The sequence below is a fragment of the Leucobacter sp. PH1c genome, from assembly GCF_000633415.1.
Lineage (GTDB): Bacteria > Actinomycetota > Actinomycetes > Actinomycetales > Microbacteriaceae > Leucobacter.
The window spans coordinates 1-19,455 of the sequence record NZ_AYMV01000044.1 but is presented as its reverse complement, the minus strand read 5'-3'; the positions used below and the strand labels follow the sequence as shown (position 1 = coordinate 19,455).

17 protein-coding genes and 1 riboswitch are annotated in these 19,455 nt (G+C 74.0%); of the genes, 3 read left to right on the top strand and 14 right to left on the bottom strand.

What is annotated here, in order from left to right:
• Positions 1 to 76 precede the first annotated feature (76 nt).
• The gene (locus U874_RS0112745) at positions 77 to 1,963 is read right to left on the bottom strand and encodes a VCBS repeat-containing protein (protein ID WP_025134924.1); all 1,887 of its coding nucleotides are present in this window, start codon (positions 1,961 to 1,963) and stop codon (positions 77 to 79) included.
• A gap of 340 nt (positions 1,964 to 2,303) precedes the next feature.
• Here U874_RS0112745 and U874_RS0112740 point away from each other — a divergent pair, with 340 nt between their 5' ends.
• Positions 2,304 to 3,821, top strand: a complete 1,518-nt coding sequence (locus U874_RS0112740) for an aldehyde dehydrogenase (NADP(+)) (protein WP_025134923.1) — start codon at positions 2,304 to 2,306, stop codon at positions 3,819 to 3,821.
• 154 nt (positions 3,822 to 3,975) lie between these two features.
• The gene (locus U874_RS0112735; RefSeq protein WP_025134922.1) at positions 3,976 to 4,365 is read left to right on the top strand and encodes an META domain-containing protein; all 390 of its coding nucleotides are present in this window, start codon (positions 3,976 to 3,978) and stop codon (positions 4,363 to 4,365) included.
• A 73-nt stretch (positions 4,366 to 4,438) separates the two neighbouring features.
• Here the strand turns inward: U874_RS0112735 and U874_RS0112730 are convergent, their stop codons facing one another.
• From U874_RS0112730 to U874_RS0112675, 12 genes are all read right to left on the bottom strand, one after another.
• Positions 4,439 to 4,792 (bottom strand): hypothetical protein, encoded by a 354-nt coding sequence (locus U874_RS0112730; RefSeq protein WP_025134921.1) that lies wholly within the window; start codon positions 4,790 to 4,792, stop codon positions 4,439 to 4,441.
• A gap of 75 nt (positions 4,793 to 4,867) precedes the next feature.
• Complete coding sequence (gene purH, locus U874_RS0112725; RefSeq protein WP_025134920.1) at positions 4,868 to 6,526, bottom strand: bifunctional phosphoribosylaminoimidazolecarboxamide formyltransferase/IMP cyclohydrolase; 1,659 nt, start codon at positions 6,524 to 6,526, stop codon at positions 4,868 to 4,870.
• A 27-nt stretch (positions 6,527 to 6,553) separates the two neighbouring features.
• A complete protein-coding gene (gene purN, locus U874_RS0112720) occupies positions 6,554 to 7,168 on the bottom strand; it encodes a phosphoribosylglycinamide formyltransferase (RefSeq protein WP_025134919.1) in 615 nt (204 codons plus the stop codon).
• 47 nt (positions 7,169 to 7,215) lie between these two features.
• On the bottom strand, positions 7,216 to 7,767 hold the full coding sequence (locus tag U874_RS0112715) for a hypothetical protein (protein ID WP_025134918.1): 552 nt from the start codon (positions 7,765 to 7,767) through the stop codon (positions 7,216 to 7,218).
• A 22-nt stretch (positions 7,768 to 7,789) separates the two neighbouring features.
• Positions 7,790 to 9,505 (bottom strand): iron ABC transporter permease, encoded by a 1,716-nt coding sequence (locus tag U874_RS0112710; RefSeq protein WP_025134917.1) that lies wholly within the window; start codon positions 9,503 to 9,505, stop codon positions 7,790 to 7,792.
• 1 nt (position 9,506) lies between these two features.
• Positions 9,507 to 10,604 (bottom strand): thiamine ABC transporter substrate binding subunit, encoded by a 1,098-nt coding sequence (locus tag U874_RS0112705; RefSeq protein WP_025134916.1) that lies wholly within the window; start codon positions 10,602 to 10,604, stop codon positions 9,507 to 9,509.
• Positions 10,599 to 10,708: riboswitch (TPP riboswitch) on the bottom strand. (Overlaps the previous gene by 6 nt.)
• 6 nt (positions 10,709 to 10,714) lie before the next feature.
• Positions 10,715 to 12,553 (bottom strand): DUF6350 family protein, encoded by a 1,839-nt coding sequence (locus U874_RS0112700; RefSeq protein ID WP_157834261.1) that lies wholly within the window; start codon positions 12,551 to 12,553, stop codon positions 10,715 to 10,717.
• A gap of 46 nt (positions 12,554 to 12,599) precedes the next feature.
• A complete protein-coding gene (locus tag U874_RS0112695; protein ID WP_025134914.1) occupies positions 12,600 to 13,373 on the bottom strand; it encodes an ABC transporter ATP-binding protein in 774 nt (257 codons plus the stop codon).
• Positions 13,370 to 14,191 carry an ABC transporter permease gene (locus tag U874_RS0112690; RefSeq protein ID WP_025134913.1) on the bottom strand — a complete coding sequence of 274 codons (822 nt, stop codon included), beginning with the start codon at positions 14,189 to 14,191 and terminating at the stop codon, positions 13,370 to 13,372. Before U874_RS0112690 ends, U874_RS0112695 begins: the two co-directional genes overlap by 4 nt.
• Positions 14,192 to 14,199: 8 nt before the next feature.
• Positions 14,200 to 15,207, bottom strand: a complete 1,008-nt coding sequence (locus U874_RS0112685; RefSeq protein ID WP_025134912.1) for an ABC transporter substrate-binding protein — start codon at positions 15,205 to 15,207, stop codon at positions 14,200 to 14,202.
• Between the two features lie 51 nt (positions 15,208 to 15,258).
• Positions 15,259 to 15,990, bottom strand: a complete 732-nt coding sequence (locus U874_RS0112680; protein WP_025134911.1) for a response regulator transcription factor — start codon at positions 15,988 to 15,990, stop codon at positions 15,259 to 15,261.
• The gene (locus U874_RS0112675; protein WP_025134910.1) at positions 15,983 to 17,383 is read right to left on the bottom strand and encodes a sensor histidine kinase; all 1,401 of its coding nucleotides are present in this window, start codon (positions 17,381 to 17,383) and stop codon (positions 15,983 to 15,985) included. Before U874_RS0112675 ends, U874_RS0112680 begins: the two co-directional genes overlap by 8 nt.
• Before the next feature lie 107 nt (positions 17,384 to 17,490).
• On the opposite strand from U874_RS0112675, the gene U874_RS0112670 reads away from it, so the two are divergent.
• Positions 17,491 to 18,249: a GAP family protein gene (locus U874_RS0112670; protein ID WP_051582924.1), complete on the top strand. Its 759-nt coding sequence runs from the start codon at positions 17,491 to 17,493 to the stop codon at positions 18,247 to 18,249.
• Positions 18,250 to 18,276: 27 nt separating this feature from the next.
• On the opposite strand, the gene U874_RS0112665 is transcribed toward U874_RS0112670, so the two are convergent.
• Entirely contained in the window at positions 18,277 to 19,335 is a 1,059-nt protein-coding gene (locus tag U874_RS0112665) for a hypothetical protein (RefSeq protein ID WP_025134908.1), read from the bottom strand.
• Positions 19,336 to 19,455 lie beyond the last annotated feature (120 nt).

The window sequence follows — 19,455 nt, the reverse complement described above, 5'->3', positions numbered from 1 at the left end:
AGCGGCGTTCTTCGGTGCGGCCTCGATTCCGCGGGCGCACGGCCGCGCCCCGCCCCGCGGAATCGAGCCCCAGTTGCTAGTCGACGTCCATCGACGTCGCGCGACGTCGCGCGGTGCTGCGGGTCGCGAGCAGGATGGCCCCGCCCCCGGCGCCCAGCACGGCGAGCCCCGCAGCGAGCCACAGGCCGTCGGCCGAGCCGCCGGTCTGCGCGAGCGGGGCGTCGGCGCCCGCACCGGCGGCGCCCGCACCGGACGTCACCTCGGGCTTCGGCTCGGGTTCGGGCTTCGGCTCCGGCTTGGGCTCCGGCTTCGGCTCCGGCTTGGGTTCGGGCTCCGGCTTCGGTTCCGGCTTGGGCTCCGGAGTGATCTCGGCCGCCGGTGCCGTCAGCTCGAGGATGCGCACGGCGGGCGCGGCATCACTGAAGAGCGCGGGTGCGCCCGCCGCGAAGACGACGCGATCCGCCGCACGGTCCACGGTCAGGTCGGCGAAGGAGCGGCCGAGGTGGGCATCGGCGCTGCCGCCGGGGATGAGCGTCGCGCCGTCGATGCGCGCCTCAGCGCCCTGAGCAGGAGCCACCTCCGCGGATGCGGGCGCCGGCGCCCCGGCGAGCAGCGAGGCGGCCTCGAACACGCCGGCCGCCGAAGCACCCGCGCGGCCGTCGCGCAGCGCCCGCGAGTCGATTGCGACCGCATACCCGGAGCCCGTCTGCGCGGCATCGGGGGCGCCGTCCATCGCGCCGACCAGCAGCATCGCCCAGCCGTCCATCGGCACGGCGCCGACCGCGTGACCGAAGTGGTCGCCTGAGGCGATCCCGTTCAGCCACCAGCCGCGCTGCGCGCCGTCGGCCGCCGAGCGCACGGCCGCTCCGGAGTCGGCGAGCGGATCGGTGAGCACGTTCACGCCGTCGGGCCCGCCCGTCACGACGACGGCGCTGCCCGGCTTGGGATCATCCGATTCGCCGCCGATCAGGAGATCCGCGTACCCGTCTCCCGTGATGTCGCCGAGGCCCACGGTCGAGGTGCCGAGCAGGTCGTAGCCTCGCGGCGGCCCGTCGATGCGGAAGCCCGGGACGGGGTCGGTACCGACGGTGACGTCGGCGCTCAGGTCGGTGAGTACCCAGATCGCGCCCGTGGCGAAGCCCGCCGAGCCGGGAGCGCGCCACGACGACGAGCCCACCGCGAGGTCCTCGCGCCCGTCGCCGTTCATGTCGCCCGCGCGGCTCACGGAGACGAGGTCGATGCCCGCCCCGGCGATCCGCGGCCCCGCTGTGTCGGCGAGCGCCGACTCCGCGGGGAGCGTCTCCGCGTTCAGGATGGTGACCGCGCCGCTCGTGTCGGTCACCGCGATCTCGTCGCGGCCGTCGCCGTCGATATCGCCGACGCCGTTCGCGCGAGTGATCCCGCCGAGCACGGTGCGGCCGCGGTCGCCCAGCTCGTCGAGCCGAACGTCGCCGAAGTCGTGGGAGCCAAAGACGATGAATGCCCCGGCCGCCTGCGCCACCGCGACGAGATCGTCGATGCCGTCGCCGTTCACGTCGCCTGCGCAGCGCACGTCGAGCCCGCCCATCATGTTGCGGGAGGTATCGATGATCCGGATGGGCGCGAGCTCGTCGATCCCCGCCGACGGTCCCGCGGCGTCCGCCCCGAGCAGCACGTAGGCGCCGGTGGCGCCGGGCGTGAGGTCGAAGGTGGCGTAGGTGCCGACCGCCAGATCCGGCACGCCGTCGCCGTTGACATCGCACCGCGCTTGCGAGGCCGTCGAACCGAAGGCCGAGCCCTCGGGGCCGGTGATCGTGCGATCCGCGCTGATCGCTGCGCGCTCGGCCGCGGTGGGTGCGGGGGCCGGCTCCGGCGCCGCCTGCGCGGGCGCGGCTGAGAGCATCCCTGCCGGGACGGCGAGCGCGAGGGCGGCGAGCGCCGCGGCGGGGCGTGCACTGCGGCGTACGCGATGCTGAGGATTCACGGGGGTCCTTCCAAGGAATGGGAGCGGGGCGCCGCACGCGCGGCGATTCAGCATACCCTTACCTTGATCTGATGATTTAACGCGAGCGCGATTCGGCGCGTCGCGAGGCCCCGCGCCACCCCGACGTGCCGAAATTCGCACTTCCGCACACCCGCGCTCCCGGGCACCGTTCAAGCTGCGCAGCCGCGGCGGACTGCACCCGTGAGAGACTGGGCACGGCCGCGCGCTGCCCATCCGGGAGCCCTGGCCCCGCCGCTTCGAGCGCTATACAATTGCACATGGCAGTACCTCCGGCGGTGCGATGCCGCACCGCGTCCCCACACTCGTGAAAAGGAAGCTCATGACCGAGACCCTCTCCCCCGAACTCGAGGCCGTCGTCGCGCGCGCCGCCGCGGCCGCCCCGGCCTTCGCCGCGACCCGCCCCGAGGACCGTGCCCGCGCCATCGTCGCCGTCGCCGACGCGCTCGAGGCGAACCGCGAGGATCTCGTCGCCATCGCGATGCGCGAGACGGGGCTCACCGAGGTGCGGCTCACGGGCGAGGTCACCCGCACCGCGGTGCAGCTGCGTCTCTTCGCGGACACGCTCGTCGACGGCGACTACCTCGATGCCCGCATCGACCCCGCAGACTCCGATTTCGCGCTCGGTGTCCGCCCCGACATCCGCCGCACGCACCTGCCGCTCGGCCCCGTCATCAACTTCTCCGCCTCGAACTTCCCGTTCGCGTTCTCCGTGATGGGCGGCGACTCCGCCGCCGTGCTGGCCGCGGGCTGCCCCCTGATCGTGAAGGCGCACTCGGGCCACCCCGAGCTTTCGGACGCCACCGCAGCCGTCGCGACCGCGGCGCTCGCGGGCGCAGGGATGCCGGAGGGCACCTTCCAGCTCATTCACGGCCGTGAAGCCGGAGTCCAGGTACTCAAGGACGCCCGGATCAAGGCCGGCGCGTTCACGGGCTCGATCGCGGTCGGCCGCCTGCTCGCCGACATCGCGGCGAGCCGCCCCGCGCCGATCCCCTTCTTCGGCGAGCTCGGCTCCGTGAACCCCGTGTTCGTGACGGGAGCGGCGATCGACGAGCGCGCCGCGGAGATCGCGGACGGGTTCCTCACGAGCGTCTCCGGCTCCGCGGGCCAGCTCTGCACCAAGCCCGGCTTCGTCTTCGCCCCCGCGGGCTCCGCGCTTCCCGACGCGATCCGCGCCGCCGCGGGCGACTTCCCCGAGCACCGTCTCCTCGACCCGCGCATCGCCCGCAGCTTCGAGGAGCGCCGCTCCGCGATCCTCGGCTCCGCGGGCGTCACCCCCGTCGTCGCGGGCGGGATCCGCTTCGACGAGGCGGGCCAGGGCTGGGCCACCCCGACCGTCGTCGCCGTTCCGCTCGACGGCTTCCGCGCCAGCGCCGCCGCGCTCTCCGAGGAGGCCTTCGGACCGCTCTCGATCGTTGTCGAGGTGCCCGCGGGCACCGACCTCGCGTCGCTCATGCCCGAGTTCTTCGAGGGCAACCTGACGGGCACGCTGCACCTCAGCGCCGAGGAGGCCACGGGCGAGACCGCGAACGCGGACGAGCTGCGCGCCCTCGTCGCAGCGCTCAGCCAGCAGGTGGGCCGCGTGCTCTTCAACGGCTGGTCGACGGGCGTCGCGGTGACCCCCGCGCAGCAGCACGGCGGCCCCTGGCCCGCGACCACGAACGATGCGAGCACCTCGGTGGGCACCGCGGCGATCAGCCGCTTCATGCGCCCCGTCGCGTACCAGAACGCTCCTGCGGCCTTCCTCCCCGAGGCGCTCCGCGACGACAACCCGGCCGGGGTGCCCCAGGCCATCGCTCCCGCGGGCGAGTCCCGCAGCTGGGGCGCGCGCTGGCGCTAGGCCGCGCGGCACGAGCCGAACTGCGGAGCGGCGGGGCGGAGGGTCTGAACGGGCCCGCCGCCCCGCCGCCGTCGTTTCCGGGGAGTCCGTGGCAGGCCTGCGAACCCTCCGTGAACTCTCTCTCACACAGCTGCGAGTGCCCTACACTGGCCGCATGAAGACTCGGACTCTGCGCGCGGGCGCGCTGCTCACCGCGCTCACCGCTTCCCTCCTCCTCGCGGCCTGTTCCTCGCCCGCGACCTCACTCGCCGGTTCTTGGGGCGAACCTGAGACGCCCGGCGAGCCCGCGCTCGTCTTCACGCCCGATGGCGACGGCGCCGCGGGCGAGTACGCGGGCAGCGACGGCTGCAACACGATCGGCGGCAGCTACACCGAGGCGGACGGCACGATCGAGCTCGGCGTCATGCGCGCCACCATGATGTACTGCGAGGGCGTCGATACGTGGCTCTCGCGCGGCCACACCGCGGAGCTCAGCGGCGACACCCTGACGGTCTTCGACGAGGCGGGCACGCAGATCGGCGCCCTCACCCGCGCCGCGGGCTGATCCGGTCCCGAAACGCGCACGGGGCGCGGGAGCAGATCTGCTCCCGCGCCCCGTGCGCGTTCGAGGTCGCCGTCTAGTGCCAGAGCACCGCGAGCGCCACGTTGAGCAGCGACAGGCCGGCGATGGCGCCGAGCACCCCGCCCGACACGTTCTCCTTCTTGCGGTTCACCAGGATCACGACGATGAGGCCGATGAGCACCAGCGTCTTCACCCCGATCTTCGCGTTGTTCGGGCTGCCGCCGAGCATGTAGATCGACGCGACGAGCAGCAGGCCCGTCGCGAACAGCAGAGTCGCGCCGTGGAGGATCCCGGGCGTGATGCGCGCGCGGCCCGCCTTGACGAACGACAGCTGCGCGAGCGTGCTGCCGAACACCGCGCCGAAGCCGACGAGGTGCAGCACCACGAGGATGCCCTTGACGATTTCCATGTTCTTATCCGTTCTCCCCCGCGGGGGTCGGTGCTCTCAGGAGGGGTGCCGACGCGGGTGCGGCGGCGAAACGTCTTAGTGGAAGAAGTGGCGCTCGCCGGTGAAGTACATCGTCACGCCGGCCGCCTCGGCCGCCGCGATCACCTCGGCGTCGCGCACCGAGCCGCCGGGCTGCACGACCGCGGTGACGCCCGCGTCGAGGAGCACCTGGAGCCCGTCGGCGAAGGGGAAGAACGCGTCGGATGCGGCCACCGCACCGCGCGAGCGCTCCCCCGCGCGCTCGACCGCGAGGCGGCACGAGTCGACGCGGTTGACCTGGCCCATGCCCACGCCGACGGACGCGCCGCCCGAGGTGAGGATGATGCCGTTCGACTTCACCGCGCGGCTCGCGCGCCACGCGAACTCGAGCTCCGCGAGCACCGCAGCGTCGGCCGGCTCGCCCGTGGCAAGCGTCCACTCGGCCGCGGGAGCGAAGCTGCGGTCCGCGTCCTGCAGCAGGAAGCCGCCGGACACCTGGCGGAGCTCGACGGGGTTCGCGCTGAAGTCCTCCGGGAGCACCAGGAGGCGGATGTTCTTCTTCTGGCTCAGGATCGCGAGCGCCTCGGGCTCGAACGCCGGGGCGACGACCACCTCGGTGAAGATCTCCGCGACCGTCTCGGCCATCGCCCGCGTCACCGTGCGGTTGGCCGCGATCACGCCGCCGAACGCCGAGACGGGGTCGCAGGCGTGCGCGAGCTCGTGCGCCGCCGCGATCGGGTCGGCAGCGCCCTCGGGCGCGACCGCGATCCCGCAGGGGTTGGCGTGCTTGATGATCGCCACGGCCGGACGCTCGTGGTCGTAGGCGGCGCGCAGCGCGGCGTCGGCGTCCACGTAGTTGTTGTAGGACATCTCCTTGCCGTGGAGCTGGGTCGCCTGAGCGATGCCGGCACCCTCGTTCTCCGTGAAGAGCGCGGCGCGCTGGTGGCTGTTCTCGCCGTAGCGGAGCACCGCCTCGCGCAGACCGAACACCTCGTAGCCGACGTAGCCGTCGGTCGCCTCGAAGATGCTGTCCACGTCGTCGCCCGCCTCAGGGAGCTCGGGTGCCGGCGCGTCGCCCCACTCGAGATCCTCCTGATCCAGGAACCAGTTGGCCACCGCAGCGTCGTACTGCGCGGTGTGCACGAAGGCTTCCGTCGCGAGCGAGCGGCGCAGGGCGAGGTCGGTGCCGCCCGCGGCGACGGCCGCGATGACCTCGTCGTAGCGGCCGGGCGAGACGACGATCGCCGCGTTGGCGTGGTTCTTGGCGGTCGCGCGCACCATGGCGGGGCCGCCGATGTCGACGTTCTCGATCACGTCGGCCGCGGGCTTGCCCGACGCGACGGTCTCCTCGAACGGGTACAGGTTCACGACCACGAGCTCGAACGGCGCGAAGCCGAGGTCAGCGAGCTGGGCGCGGTGGTCCGCGAGCCGCAGATCGGCGAGCAGCCCCGAGTGCACTGCGGGGTGGAGGGTCTTCACCCGGCCGTCGAGCGCCTCGGCGAAGCCGGTCACCTCGGCGACGTCGGTGACGGCGTGGCCCGCCTCGCGGATGGTGGCCGCGGTCGACCCGGTCGAGACGATCTCGACGCCCGCCGCGGCGAGCGCGGCCGCGAGGTCGAGGAGCCGGGTCTTGTCGCTCACCGAGATGAGTGCGCGGCGCACGGGGATCTGGTCGCGGTGCTCGTACAGGCTGGGATCGTGGCTCTGGACTGCCATCAGGCTCCTTGATTGAGGGGGCGGGACTTAGGGGCGTTCGGAATCCGCGGGGAGCGTCAGCGCGCCCTCCGCGATCGCGCGCACGGTCGCGACGAGGAGCGGGCGCTCCTCCTGCTTGATGCGCTCGTGGAGCTCGTCCTCCGTGTCGCCGGGGCGCACGGGAACGGCGATCTGGCGCAGCACCGGACCGGTATCGACGCCCTCGTCGATCACGTGCACGGTGACCCCCGTCTCGGAGGCGCCGGCCGCGAGCGCGTCGCGGACCGCGTGCGCTCCCGGGAAGAGCGGCAGGAGGGCGGGGTGCGTGTTGATGAGGTGCGGGGAGAACGCGCGGACGAAACCGGGCGGCAGGATCCGCATGAGCCCGGCCGAGACGACGAGGCCCGGGTTCGGGCCGGTGCCGACCCCGTGCTCCTGGATCGCGGCGGCGAGGAGCTGGCCCCACTCGTCGCGCGAGTCGGAATCGCTCGGGCGCACGACGAAGGTGGGGATCCCCGCCGCGGTCGCGTGCGCGAGGCCCGGGGCGTCGGTGTCCGAGCCGACGCAGACGATCTGCGCGGGGAACTCCGGGTCCGCCGCGGCGTCGATCAGCGCCTTGAGGTTACTGCCGCTGCCGGAGATCAGAACTGCGAGTTTCAGCACGCCCCCAGTCTACAAGGCGACGCGACCGACGAACCGCCCGCGCGGGCTCAGCCGCGAAGCACCTCGTCCGCGAGCCGCCACGGCTCGTGCTCCGCGTAGTGGTCGTCCTCCTGCGCCGCCCATCGCCGCCAGTGCGGGGCGAAGGTCTCGCCGTCGCGCGCGAGCGCGCGGCTGCGCCGCTCCGCGTGATCGAGCTCGAGCCAGACGCTCCACACCCGCGGCGCCACGGCGTCGGGTGCGGCGGCGCGGGGCGCGGGGCTCCCCGCGGTGCGCCGCGCCCAGTCGGCGACGGCGCGGAGGTTCTCCGACGTGACCGCGCCGCAGCCCTCCACGATGAGCGGACCGCGGCTCGCGAGCGCGATCTCCTCGCCGAACTCCTCCGCGTGCCAGTCGTAGCGCCGGTAGCGCCCGCGATCGAGCGCGGCGGCGACGGCCACGGATCCCTCGCGCAGTCCATCCCACCCCGGGTAGAGGTCCTCCACCCGGAGGATCTGGGCCTCGCGCCCGACGCCCCGCATGCGACTCGCCAGCCGATCGGCGAGCGATGTCTTCCCCGATCCCGAGCGGCCATCGATCACCACGGCATCCAGTGCGTCCATGCTCACGTGCTCATCTCTCCTCTCACGCGGCCCAGCCCGCCGCGGAGCCCGCGCCCGGCGTCCTCGTGAAACGATCCGTGCGCAGCCGCTCGGCGATCAGCATAGCGCCGGCGGTGAGCAGTCCGAGCACGACCGCGCCCGCGAGTCCCGCACCGTACGCGCCGGGGGCCTGGTGGCCGATGAGCTCGGCCACAATGACCGGAAGCGTGGGCTCCCCCGGCCGCACGAGGAACGAGGTCGCGCCGAACTCGCCGAGCGACGCCGCGAAGGCGAACCCGAGCGCGAGCCCCGCCGAGCGCCCGAGCAGCGGCAGCTCGATCGTGCCGAGCACGACGGCCGGCCGGGCGCCGAGCGTGGTCGCCGCGAAGCGGAGGCCCGGGTCGATGCCCCGCAGCACGGGGAGCAGCACGCGCACCACGAGCGGCAGGGCGACGAGCGCCTGCGCGATCGGGATCAGCGCTGCGGAGGTGCGCAGATCGAGGCCGATCCCGAGCGGCCGGTGCATCGTGAGGAGCAGACCGAAGCCGAGCGTCACGGCGGAGACGCCGAGCGGCAGCATGACGAGCCCGTCGAAGAGGTGCTGCCCGCGGCGGAGCACCCGCGACTGCGGGCGGCGGGAGAGCACGAGCGCGATGAGCACGCCCAGCACCATCGCGATGAGCGCGGCGATGAGCGCGGTGCTCGCGGAGCGGCCCACGGCGCCGAGCACGGAGCCCGCGATGGGGAAGCCGTCGGGCGGGCGCACGAGCGCCGCGTAGTTGGCGAGCGTCCACTCCCCCGAGGACGCGCGCAGCGAGCGGAGCACGAGCGTCAGCACGGGAACCGCGTGGAGCAGCAGCACGGTCCCCGCGAAGACGAGGATCACGGGGGTGTCCCGGAGGAGCGGCCGGCGCCCCCGCCCGCCCTCGGGTGCGAGCTCCACCGCCCGTTCCCCCGAGCGCCGGAGACGCGCGGAGACGAGCAGCACTGCGCCGACGAGCGCGAACTGCGCGAGCGAGAGCACGGCCGCGCCGCGGAGATCGAGGAACTGCACCGTCATGCGGTAGATCTCGGTCTCGACGTTCGCGAACTCGCGGCCGCCGAGGATGAGCACGATCCCGAACGAGGTGGAGCAGAACAGGAAGACGAGCGCCGCCGCCGAGGCGAGCGCGGGAGCGAGTGCGGGAAGCGTGACGGTGCACCAGGCGCGCAGCCGGGTCGCGCCGAGGACGCGCGCGGCCTGCGCCCCGCGCTCGTCGAGCCGCGCCCAGAACGCGCCGACCGTGCGCGCCACGACCGTCACGTTGAAGAACGCAAGCGCCGCCACGACCGCGGCGAGGCTGCGTTCGAGCCCCCAGCTCGCGAGCGGACCGCCCGGGCCGAGCAGCGCCGAGAACGCGCCGCCGACCACGACCGTCGGGAGCACGAAGGGGACCGTCATGAGGCCCTGCAGCGCCGTGCGTCCGGGAAAATCGAGGCGGTAGAGCACGAACGCCGCGGGGACGCCGAGCACTACCGACACCGCCGTGGCGAGGCCCGCCTGCGTGAGGGTCTGGCCGATCACGCGCCACGTGCGCGCCCGCCCGAAGACCTCGCCGATCCCGCTGAGGTCGATCCGGCCGTCGGTCGTGAGCCCCGTCGCGACGAGCGCCACGACGGGCCAGAGGAAGAAGAGCGTGAGGAAGGCGAGCGGCACCGCGACGGCGAGCACCCAGGCGGCGACGCCCCAGGGCCCGCCGCGCGATGCCGCTGCGCGCACGCTAGAGTCCGATCTGCTCGCTCAGGGTCTGCAGCCAGCCCTCGCGGCCGCGCTCGATCTCGGCGCTCGGGAGATCGTGCAGCTGCGCGGCCTCCGGCGTGGACGCGAACTCGGCCCAGGCCTCGGGGAGCGCTACGGAGGTATCGACCGGGTACATGTACATCGCGTCGGCGATGGTGGCCTGGAACTCGGCGGAGACGAGGTAGTCGAGCACGGCGCGCGCGCCCTCAGGGTTCGCGGCGCCCGCGAGCACGCCCGCGAACTCGACCTGGTTCGAGCAGGTATCGAGCAGCGCCGCCGTGGTGGTGGCGGAGCCGTCCTCGGTTACCGTGAACGCCGGCGAGGAGCCGTACGAGACGACGATGGGCTTCGTGCCGGCTCCGCCGCCCTGGGTGAACTGCCCGTTGTAGGCGTCGCTCCACCCCTGCTCCACGCGCGCACCGTTGTCGATGAGGCGCTGCCAGTAGTCGGCGAAGCCGTCCTCGCCGAAGGCGGCAACCGTGCCCACGAGGAACGACGCCCCGGTGGACGACGCGGTCGGATCGAGCAGCACCGTGAGGTCGCGGTACTCGGGCTTCGTGAGATCCTCGTAGCTCTTCGGCTCGGCGAGGCTGCGCTCGGCGAACCAGGCCGGGTCGATGTTGATGCAGGTGGCGCCCTGGTCGATCGGGGTGAGCGCGAAGTCCGCGCCGCCGGTCACGGCGCCCCCGTCGGCGCCGATCGCGAGCGCTTCGAAGTCCGCCGAGGCGTCCGCGGGGCGGTACGGCTCAACCACGTCGTTGGAGACCAGGCGCGAGGCGAAGATCGTGTCGACCCCGAAGAACGCGTCGGCGATCGGCGCGCCCTTCGTGAGCACGAGCTTGTTCGTGAGCTCGCCGCCGTCGCCCGCCGAGACGACCGAGACGTCGTAGCCGGTCGCCTCGCTCGCCGCCTTCGCGACCTCGTCGTTCGGGAACGAGTCGTGGACGATGAGGGTGACGGCGCGGGTGTCCGCGGTCTCGGCGGGCGCGCAGCCCGCGAGCCCGAGACCGAGCAGCGCGGTGAGACCGAGCAGACCGGCGCGAGCGCCGATCCGAGGACGAGAGTGTGCAGGCGTCATCGAAGAGTTCCTTCCTCCGCTGGTATGAACCAGATCAGGTTGAACGGTCGGAGCTCGCGTGCTCCCTCTCAGCCCCGCGCGTCGGGACTCCCGTGGATTGCGCCTCTACCCTAGCGCCCGGGGCCCCGCAGACGCCAACCCGGGCGGCGATCGCGCTCCGGGGGTTCCACCTCACCCGTCGCGCTCTCGTCCCAGGCGTAGGCTGCGAGGGCCGCCCGCTCCGCCGCGGGGTCCCGCTCCGCGGGCTCGTCGCCGTCGGCGGCCTGCGCCGCCTCCGCGCCCCGCGCATCCGAGTCGAGCGGGTCGATGGGCGCGGTCTCCTGGTCGTAGAGCTCCCCGATCGGGGCCGGCGCCTCCGCCGGCTCCGGATCGAGCCCCGCACGGGCGGGCGGGACCGCGTACTCGCCGGTGTTCGCGTCCTCGGTGCTCGCGGCCTCGGTGCTCGCGGCCTCAGCCTCGTCGTCCTGCGCGATGTGCGCGGCGGCGAGCTCGGCCGCCTGCTCAGCCGCGTACTCGACCGCGAAGGCGTACTCGGCCGCGACGGGATCCGCGGCTTCGGTGCCCGGGGCGCGCACCTCGTGCAGCTCGTGCACCGTCAGCGCGGGGAGCCCCGTGAGCGGCACCGTCTCCTGCGCGTCGGCGGCCGCCCCGGCCGCGCGTTCCCCGCGCGGTCCGCCGTCGCCCCCGAGCACCCCGGGCAGGCCCTCCGGCAGCATCTCGCGCACCCGTGCGGCATCGATCCGCGCGGCGGCGGTGCCGAGCAGCAGGCCGGCGCCGAGCTCCGCGGCGGCAAGGCCGCCCACGAGCCAGGGCGCCGGGCCCGTCTCGGCCAGGCGATCCGGGCCGATCGAGCCGACCGCGAGCGCGCTGAGCGCCGTCACCCCGAGCCCCGTGAGCACCGCGGCGACCGCGGCGACGCCGAGCGCGACGGGCCACGAGGCGCGGCGCAGCTCCGAGCGCTGGCCGAGCAGCGCCGCCACCCCGATGCCCGTGAGCACGACCAGCGCGGGGGCGAGCGCGCCGAGCGCGCCCCAGCCCTGCGGGATCGCGCCGAAGAGCGGCAGCGCGGGGAGCGGGCCGAGCAGGGTCTCGAACGGCGAGACCGAGGTTCCGGCGCCGACGGCGAACCCGGCTCCCGTGAGCCACGCGATCCCCCAGACGAGCGCAATGGGGAGCAGCGCCAGCTGCACGAGGAAGAGCAGGATCGACCCGAGCGGGTCGAGTTGCAGGTGCTGCGTCAGCGCCGTGATCTCCCCGAAGCCCGCGATCAGGGCGATCGCGAGCGTGACGCCGCCGAGCCCGATGAGCCCGGCGAAGGCGCCCGCGGCGAGGCGGAGCGCCTCGGCCGCCCGGAGCGGCAGGGCCGCGACACCCGGGGTGCCCAGCCGTTCGAGCCCCCGCTGCGCGGAACGGACGCTGCTGCGCCACCAGGGGTGCTCGTCGCGAGCGGCGCGCACGAGGTAGCTGATCGCCGCGGGCACACCGTACACGAGCCCGGCGATGAGCCCCGCGAGCGGTGCGGGCCAGGCCAGCAGCGGGCCGACAAGCGCCGCGACGATTCCCGCCGCGGCCCCGAAGCCGAGGGCGCCGCCGAGGAGACCGGCCGCGCCCGTGCCGCCGCGGGCGCCGAGCCGCCAGCCCGCGCGCACGGCAAGGAGCGCCGTGAGCAGCGTGAGGCCGAGCGGCGCGAGGCTGAGCAGCACGGTGAGCGGCTCGGCGGGGAGCCCGAAGCCGAGCGCGAGCTCGGGGCTCAGCACGAGCGTGAGGGGCGCGAAGTGCGCGAGCGACCAGACCGCCGCGGCCCCCGCGAACACCGCGCTCGGCTCGGCGGCGAGTTCGAAGGTGATCGCCCAGAGGAGCAGCGCGGGGAGCACCACGACGGTCAGACCGAGCGCGGCCGCGGCGACCGCCTCGATCGCCGCGATCACCGCCGTCACCAAGGATCTCATTGGCGAAAGCTTACTCTGCCCGGCCTGCGTGGCGCCGGGGGCGCGCTCAGCCGGGCTGGCCCCCATGGATGAGTCCGAGAATCTCGTCGCTGAGGGCGCGGAACTCGGGGGTGCGCTCCGAGGCGAGGGTGCGCGGGCGCGGGATCGGCACGTCGACGATGCGCTGCACGCGGCCGGGGCGCGGGCTCATCACGACGACGCGATCACTCGTGACGACGGCCTCGTCGATGTCGTGGGTGACGAGGAGCACGGTGAGGCGGTGCTGCTCCCACACCTCAAGCAGGAGCTCCTGCATCGTGCGCCGGGTCAGCGCGTCGAGCGCACCAAACGGCTCGTCCATGAGGAGCACATCGGGCCCGTAGCTCAGGGAGCGCGCGAGCGCCGCGCGCTGCTGCATGCCGCCCGAGAGCTGCGCCGGGTGCGCCGCCTCGAACCCGGCGAGGCCCACGAGCCCGAGGAACTCGCGGGCGCGGTCGGCCCGGCCGGCCCGGCTCAGACCGGGCTCGCCGCGCAGCGCGAACTCGACGTTCTGCTGCACCGTGAGCCAGGGCATGAGGGTGGCCTGCTGGAACACCACGCCCCGGTCGCGGCCGGGCCCCGTGATCGGGCTCCCGGACGCCTCGAGGGTGCCCGCGCTCGGCTCTTCGAGTCCGGCGATCAGCGCGAGCAGGGTCGACTTGCCGCACCCCGATGCGCCGACGATCGACACGAACTCGTTCTCGCCGACCTCGAGATCGACTCCGTCGAGCGCGGTGACCGCGCCGAAGTGCTTCGTGAGTCCGGCGGCGCGAATGCGCGGCGGCTGCGGGGTGGCGGTCACGCGCGGCCCTCCTGGTAGGCGAACATGCGGCGGCCCGCAGCGCGCATGAGCTGGTCGAGGATGAGCCCGAGGATACCGAGTACGAAGACGTAGCCGATGATCAGGTCGGTCTCGAAGAAGCGCTGGGCGACCGTGATCCGGAAGCCCATGCCGCTCGATGCGGCGACGAGCTCGGCCACCACGAGCCAGGTCCAGGCCCACCCGAGAGTCACGCGGAGCGCATCCCAGATCCGCGGCATCGCCGAGGGCACGACGATGCGGGCGAGGAGCTGCGTCCAGCTGAGGCCGAGCGTCTCGCCGAGGTGCACGAGCGTGCGCGGCGTGCGGCGCACCGCGTCGGCGACCATGAGCACCTGCTGGAAGAACGTCCCCATCCAGATGATCAGGAACTTCTGCCCCTCATCGATACCCGCCCACACGATCGTCAGCGGCACGAACGCGACGACCGGCATGTAGCGGATGAAGTCCATGAGCGGTTCGAGCGCCGCTTCGACGCGGGCGCTCACGCCCATGAGGGTGCCGATCGGCACCGCCATGACGGTGGCCAGCACGAAGCCGACGAGGATCCGGAACGAGCTCACGCCGACGTCGGCCCAGAGCTCGCCGTTCGCGGCCTGCCCCGCCACCGCGCCGAGCACGTCGCCCGGCGCGGGCAGGAACATGGGGTCAGCGAGGCCGAGCGCCGTGACGAGCCACCAGACGGCGAGGAGCACGACGAACGTCGCCACCGCGGTCGCGACGTACGCGGGCCGCGACAGGCGTGCGCCGATGCGCAGCCGCCGACTGCGGGGCTGCTTCGATCCGGATCCGCTGCTCACGCTGCGCGTTACTTGCCGAGGAACTCTGCGCGGACCGCGGTCTTCGCCTCGACCGGCTCCGTGAGGAGGCCGATGCGCTCAGCGACGCCCACGAGCGCGGGGAGCGTGTCGGTGAGGTAGCTGCCCGTGAGCAGCTCGCGGTTCTCCGCAAGCGAGTAGTAGTGCACCCCGTCGAACGCGGTCGCGAGATCGGCAACGTCGGAGCCGACGCCCGCGGCGATGATGCCGCGCGCCTCGGCGGTGTGCTGCTCCGTGTAGGCGACCGCGTCGTCCCAGGAGGCGAGCACCTCGCGCACCTCGTCGGGGCGCTGATCGAGCACGTCGTTGCGCACCACCAGCACATCGGTGATCAGCCCGGGGAACTCGCCCGCGGTCGCGACGGCGGTGATGCCCTTGCCCGCGCCGAGCGCCTCGCTGATGTACGGCTCGTAGGTGACGCCCGCGTCGACCCGGCCCGCGAGGAGCATGGGTGCGACCTTGTCCGCGGACGCCTCGACGACCGTGACGTCGTCGAAGTCGAGCCCGGCCTCGTCGAGCGCCTCAGCGAGCAGGATCTCGCTCGTCGCGCCGCGCTCGAAGGCCACCTTCTTGCCCGCGAGATCGGCGACCTCGGTCACTCCCTCGCCGCTCAGGATCGCGTCGGCGTCCGTCGCGGAGTCGAGCATCAGCACGATCGATACGTCGAGCCCCTGCTCGATGAACTGGAGCGCGGCCTGCGCGCCCACGTTCGCCATGTCGAGGCGGTTCGCGGCGAGCGCCGCGTTCACATCGGCGTCGGCATTGAAGCTCGACAGCGCGACATCGACGCCCCGGTCCGCGAAGAAGCCCTGATCCTCGGCAACGTACCACTGGCCGTAGCCGAGCCACGGCTGCGTGCCCATGCGGATCGTCTCGCCCGCGGCCTCCGAATCGGAGCCGGAGGAGGCGGGCTGCGCGGCGCAGCCGGCGAGGCCGAGCGCGAGCGCGGCGGTTGCCGATGCGGCGACGGCGAGCGAACGGAGGAGACGACTGGTCACGGCGGTCCTTTCACGGCGGTGCCGACGCGGTTCTCCGTCGGCGCAACCCTCCTATTCTATGCGAGGCGGCGCGCCGCTCCCGACCGAGCGCAGCAGGGCCACCGCGTGGGTGCGGCTCTCGGCGCCGAGCTTCACGAGGATGTTCGAGACGTGGGTCTTCACCGTGGGCACGGAGATACCGAGCGCCGCGCCGATGCGGGCATTCGCCCACCCCTCGGCGAGCCCCGCGAGCACCTGGCGCTCGCGATCGGTGAGCGCGTCGAGTCCGGGCAGCCTCGGCGCCTCGGCGGCCGCGGCCTGCGGGGCGGGATCCGTGCCCGCGAGCGCGGCGAGCGCGCGGCGCGTGACCCGAGGATCGAGCACTCCCTCCCCCGCGGCGACCCGGCGCACGGCCTCGGCGAGCGGCGCCGCTTCCGTCGTCTTCAGCAGGAACCCCGCGGCCCCGGCCCGGATGGCGGCGAACACGAGCTCGTCCTCGTCGAAGCTCGTGAGGGCGAGCACGGCAGCGAGCCCCTCGGCGACGATCTGGCGCGTGGCCGCGATGCCGTCCGTTCCCGGCATGCGGAGGTCCATGAGCACGACGTCGGGGCGCAGCGCCCGTGCGTTCCCGACGGCCGCCGCGCCGTCCGCGGCCTCGCCGACGACGACGAGGCCCTGCCGCTCGAGGATCATGCGGAGCCCCTCGCGGATCATGGCGTGGTCGTCGGCGATGAGCACGCGCGGCGCCGACTCGCGCTCCCGCGCGTGCCCGTTCCCGTGCGCCTGGTCGTGGTCGTCACTCATCCGGAGTCCCCTCGCTCGGGAGCCAAGCCGAGACCGCCCAGCCCGGGCCGTCAGTGCTGTTGGTGCCGTCGGTGCTGCCATCGGTGCTGACATCGGCACCATCGCTGCTCTCGGGGCGGGCAGTGCCGCGGGGACCCGCTGCGCCGCGGCTCCCGGCAGCCCCGTGCTGCCCCGCGGAGAAGGTCCCGCCGATCGCGCGCACGCGCTCGTCGAGCAGGCGCAGGCCCATCCGGCTGCCCCGCAGCTCGGGGTGCGGGAGCGGCGCTCCTCCGCGCGTCACGATCTCCGCGCGGATGCCGGGCCGCCCATCCGCGCCGAGCGCGGGGGCGACCCGCACTCGCACCCGCCCGCCCGCATCGTGCCGCGCCGCATTCGCGAGCGCCTCGCGCACGACCTGGCCGAGCGTGAGATCGGCCGCCGCCGTCAGCGAGCCGTCCCCCGCGTCGTCGAGCGTCACACGGAGGCCCGAGCGCTCGGCCTCGGCGACGAGCCCCGGCAGGGATGCGCGCCCGGGCTCGGCCGAGATCCGGGCCCCGTGCACCGCGGACGCGTCGGAGCGGAGCACCCCGATGAGGTCGCGGAGCGCGGCGTGCGCGGCGAGGCTCGAATCGCGCACGGCCCGCAGGGCGGCGCGGTCCTCGCCGGCTGCCGTCGCGGCGCCGGCGCCGGCACCGGGCCCGGGGCCACCACCAGGCGCCGCGTCGTTCGCGCTGAGCGCCGCCTCGCTCCGGATCGCCACTGCCGCGACGTGCCCGGCGACGACATCGTGCAGCTCGCGCGCGACGCGGTCCCGCTCGGCGCCCACCGCGCGATCCCGATCGAGTTGCGCGAGCCGCCCAAGATCCGTCGCCCGCTCCCGGTACAGCTCGACGAGCTCGGCCGACTGGGCCACCGAGTTTGCGTACCAGTAGGTCATCCCGAGCAGGGCGCCGAGCTGCAGCCCGATGAGCACGGTCGCTCGCACGTCGCCCGTCACCCCCTGCGCCACGAGCGCGCCGAGCACCGTCACCGCGATGATGCCACGGAGCACGATGCGACGACGGGCGGCCGGCAGGGCGACGATCCCGGCGTGCAGCAGCTCCAGCACGGCGAAGATCGGCACGAGCCCGCCCACGGTGAGCACGTCGACCGCGGCGATGCCAAGCGCGAGCAGGAGGCCGAGCCACGGCGCGCGCTGCTTGAGCAGCACCGCTGCGGCCGCGGGGAGCGCGGTGGCGAGCGTCCACCAGCGCGAAGCCGGCTCGGGGAGGAGGGAGAGGTCCGTCCAGATCCCGCCGAGCCCGATTGCGGCGAGCGCGAGCGCGACTCCGAGGTACACGAGCGCGATCTGCCAGGGCTGCATGGGCGCTCGCCGCTCCGGCGCACCCCAGCTCGGATCCCGCTCCACCGTCATGCTCCCATCCAAGCAGGCCGCGGTGTTGTCCGCCTCCGACCAAGGGATGAGGCCCCCTCCGCCCTTGCGCCGATGCGCGCCCGCTGCGCCCGCGCGAGGCTGGCAGCATGGACTTCCTGGACACCGCGCCCCTCCCCATCGCGCTCGCGCTGCTCGCCCTCATCGACGGGCTCAGCGTCGGGACGCTCCTGATCCCGCTGTTCTTCCTGATCGCTCCCGGGCGGGTGCGCACGGGGCGGATCCTCACCTACCTCGCGACGATCACGGCCTTCTACCTCGCGATCGGCGCGCTCTTCCTGCTCGGGCTGGTGAACGTGATCGACGCCGCGGGCGAGGTGCTCGAAAGCGCCCTCGGGCAGTGGCTCGTGCTCGCCGTCGGGGTCGGGCTCTTCGCTGCCGGGATGCTCGTGTGGGCGGCCGACGCCCGCCGCAAACGTCTCGCCGCCGCGGGGACCCCGCTCCCCGAGACCGGCCGGATCGTGCGCTGGCGGGAGCGCGTGCTCGACGAGCGGGCGAGCGGCGGCGCCGTCATGGGCGTGGCGCTCGCCGCCGGACTCATCGAGATCGCGGGGATGCTCCCCTACCTCATCGGCATGACGATGCTCGCGGGCTCACCGCTCGGCATGCCCGAGCGCTTCGCGTACCTGGCGGGCTACTGCGTCGTGATGGTACTCCCCGCGCTCGTGCTGCTCGCAGCGCGGATCATCGCGGCCCCGCTCGTGGCGGAGCCGCTCGAGCGCCTCACTGCCTGGTTCCAGCGCACGGGCGCGGAGAACACCTCGTGGATCCTCTGCATCATCGGTTTCCTCGTCGCGCGTGCGGCGGCGAAGGGCCTCGGGATCCCGCTGCCGTTCATCGGCTCGTGACGGCGGCGGCCCGCCCGAGGCGCGGCTTCAGGCCCAGGCGGCGGAGACCTCGCGATGCGCGGCGAAGAGCGGCACCGTCGTGCCCTCCGGGGCCCGGCCGAACCCGCACTCCGTGGCGACGCCGAACGGGCGGGAGACGCGGCTGCGCGCGGCGGTGATGCGGCGCTCCGCTCCCGCGGCGCCGTCCTCGCGATGCACGAGGCCGAGGTACAGCTCGGTCTCCTCGGGCAACCGGAGCTCGGCGAGCGGGGCGAAGTAGGCCTCGTCGTCGCGCTCGATCGGCACGGGGAGGTGCAGCCAGGTGAGCTCGCGCGCGCTCTGCTCGCGCACGAGATTCGCGAAGCGGACGAGGTTCGCCGCATCGCCCGGCTCGACGAAGTGCTGCTCGGCCACGTCGCCGTAGCACAGGTGCACACCGACCTCGACGTCCGCGGGGACGCGGTCGATCTGCCTGGCCAGCCGCGCGCTCGTCTCCGGCCACACCTCGGAGAACCACTCGTGCCGCACGCCGCGCGTGCTCACGCCCTCGATGATCGCGAACTCGAGCGCCGCGTCCCACTGGATCGCGAGCCGCTCGTGCGGGATCACCGCGAGGATCTCGTCGAGCTCCGCCGCGAGTGCGGCCTCGTAGACGGGCTCGAACTCGGCGCGGTCGTCCGGGTGCACGAAGCTGCCCACGACGCCGAGCGGGGTCGGCAGAGACACCTGGAACCGGGTCGTCGCGGGGATGGTGCCCGCGTCCTGCAGCCGGGCGAACACGGCGTAGGATTCGAGCGCGGCCTCCGCGTAGCCGAGCGGGGCGAGGGTGAGGTCCGCGGCGCGCACGCCGGGCGCGAGACGCACGGGGCGCGCATCGAGCGTGCGGATCGGGATCGGGGTGTCGCCCACCCGGTCGATCCCCGGGGTGCGGCCGAGCCGGTCCGCCTGGAACACGATCCAGTGGAAGCGCTCCCCCACTTCGCCGTCGGGGATCCGCTTCAGGTGGGCGCCGAGCTCTGCGGCCGCCGTGCGCATCGTCGTCTCGGCGTCGTCGAAGTTGATGCTGCCCACGAGGTGGGCGCCCTGCGGCGTCTGCGGCTCGGTCATGCTGCGCTCCCTGAACGTCCGGTCGCCCGGTGGCCGCCGTGTCTCGGCGCCCTCCTCAGTATCGCGCACCGCGCGAGCGGCCCCGACCGTGTTGCGCCGCATGACGCCCCCCCCCCCCGA

Coding starts and splice junctions, on each gene's coding strand:
- U874_RS0112730 (WP_025134921.1), bottom strand. CDS start 4,792: ATGGAAATCGTCAAGGGCATCCTCGTGGTGCTGCACCTCGTCGGCTTC.
- U874_RS0112740 (WP_025134923.1), top strand. CDS start 2,304: ATGACCGAGACCCTCTCCCCCGAACTCGAGGCCGTCGTCGCGCGCGCC.
- U874_RS0112680 (WP_025134911.1), bottom strand. CDS start 15,990: ATGAGTGACGACCACGACCAGGCGCACGGGAACGGGCACGCGCGGGAG.
- U874_RS0112675 (WP_025134910.1), bottom strand. CDS start 17,383: ATGACGGTGGAGCGGGATCCGAGCTGGGGTGCGCCGGAGCGGCGAGCG.
- U874_RS0112700 (WP_157834261.1), bottom strand. CDS start 12,553: ATGAGATCCTTGGTGACGGCGGTGATCGCGGCGATCGAGGCGGTCGCC.
- U874_RS0112665 (WP_025134908.1), bottom strand. CDS start 19,335: ATGACCGAGCCGCAGACGCCGCAGGGCGCCCACCTCGTGGGCAGCATC.
- U874_RS0112735 (WP_025134922.1), top strand. CDS start 3,976: ATGAAGACTCGGACTCTGCGCGCGGGCGCGCTGCTCACCGCGCTCACC.
- purH (WP_025134920.1), bottom strand. CDS start 6,526: ATGGCAGTCCAGAGCCACGATCCCAGCCTGTACGAGCACCGCGACCAG.
- U874_RS0112715 (WP_025134918.1), bottom strand. CDS start 7,767: ATGGACGCACTGGATGCCGTGGTGATCGATGGCCGCTCGGGATCGGGG.
- U874_RS0112670 (WP_051582924.1), top strand. CDS start 17,491: ATGGACTTCCTGGACACCGCGCCCCTCCCCATCGCGCTCGCGCTGCTC.
- U874_RS0112705 (WP_025134916.1), bottom strand. CDS start 10,604: ATGACGCCTGCACACTCTCGTCCTCGGATCGGCGCTCGCGCCGGTCTG.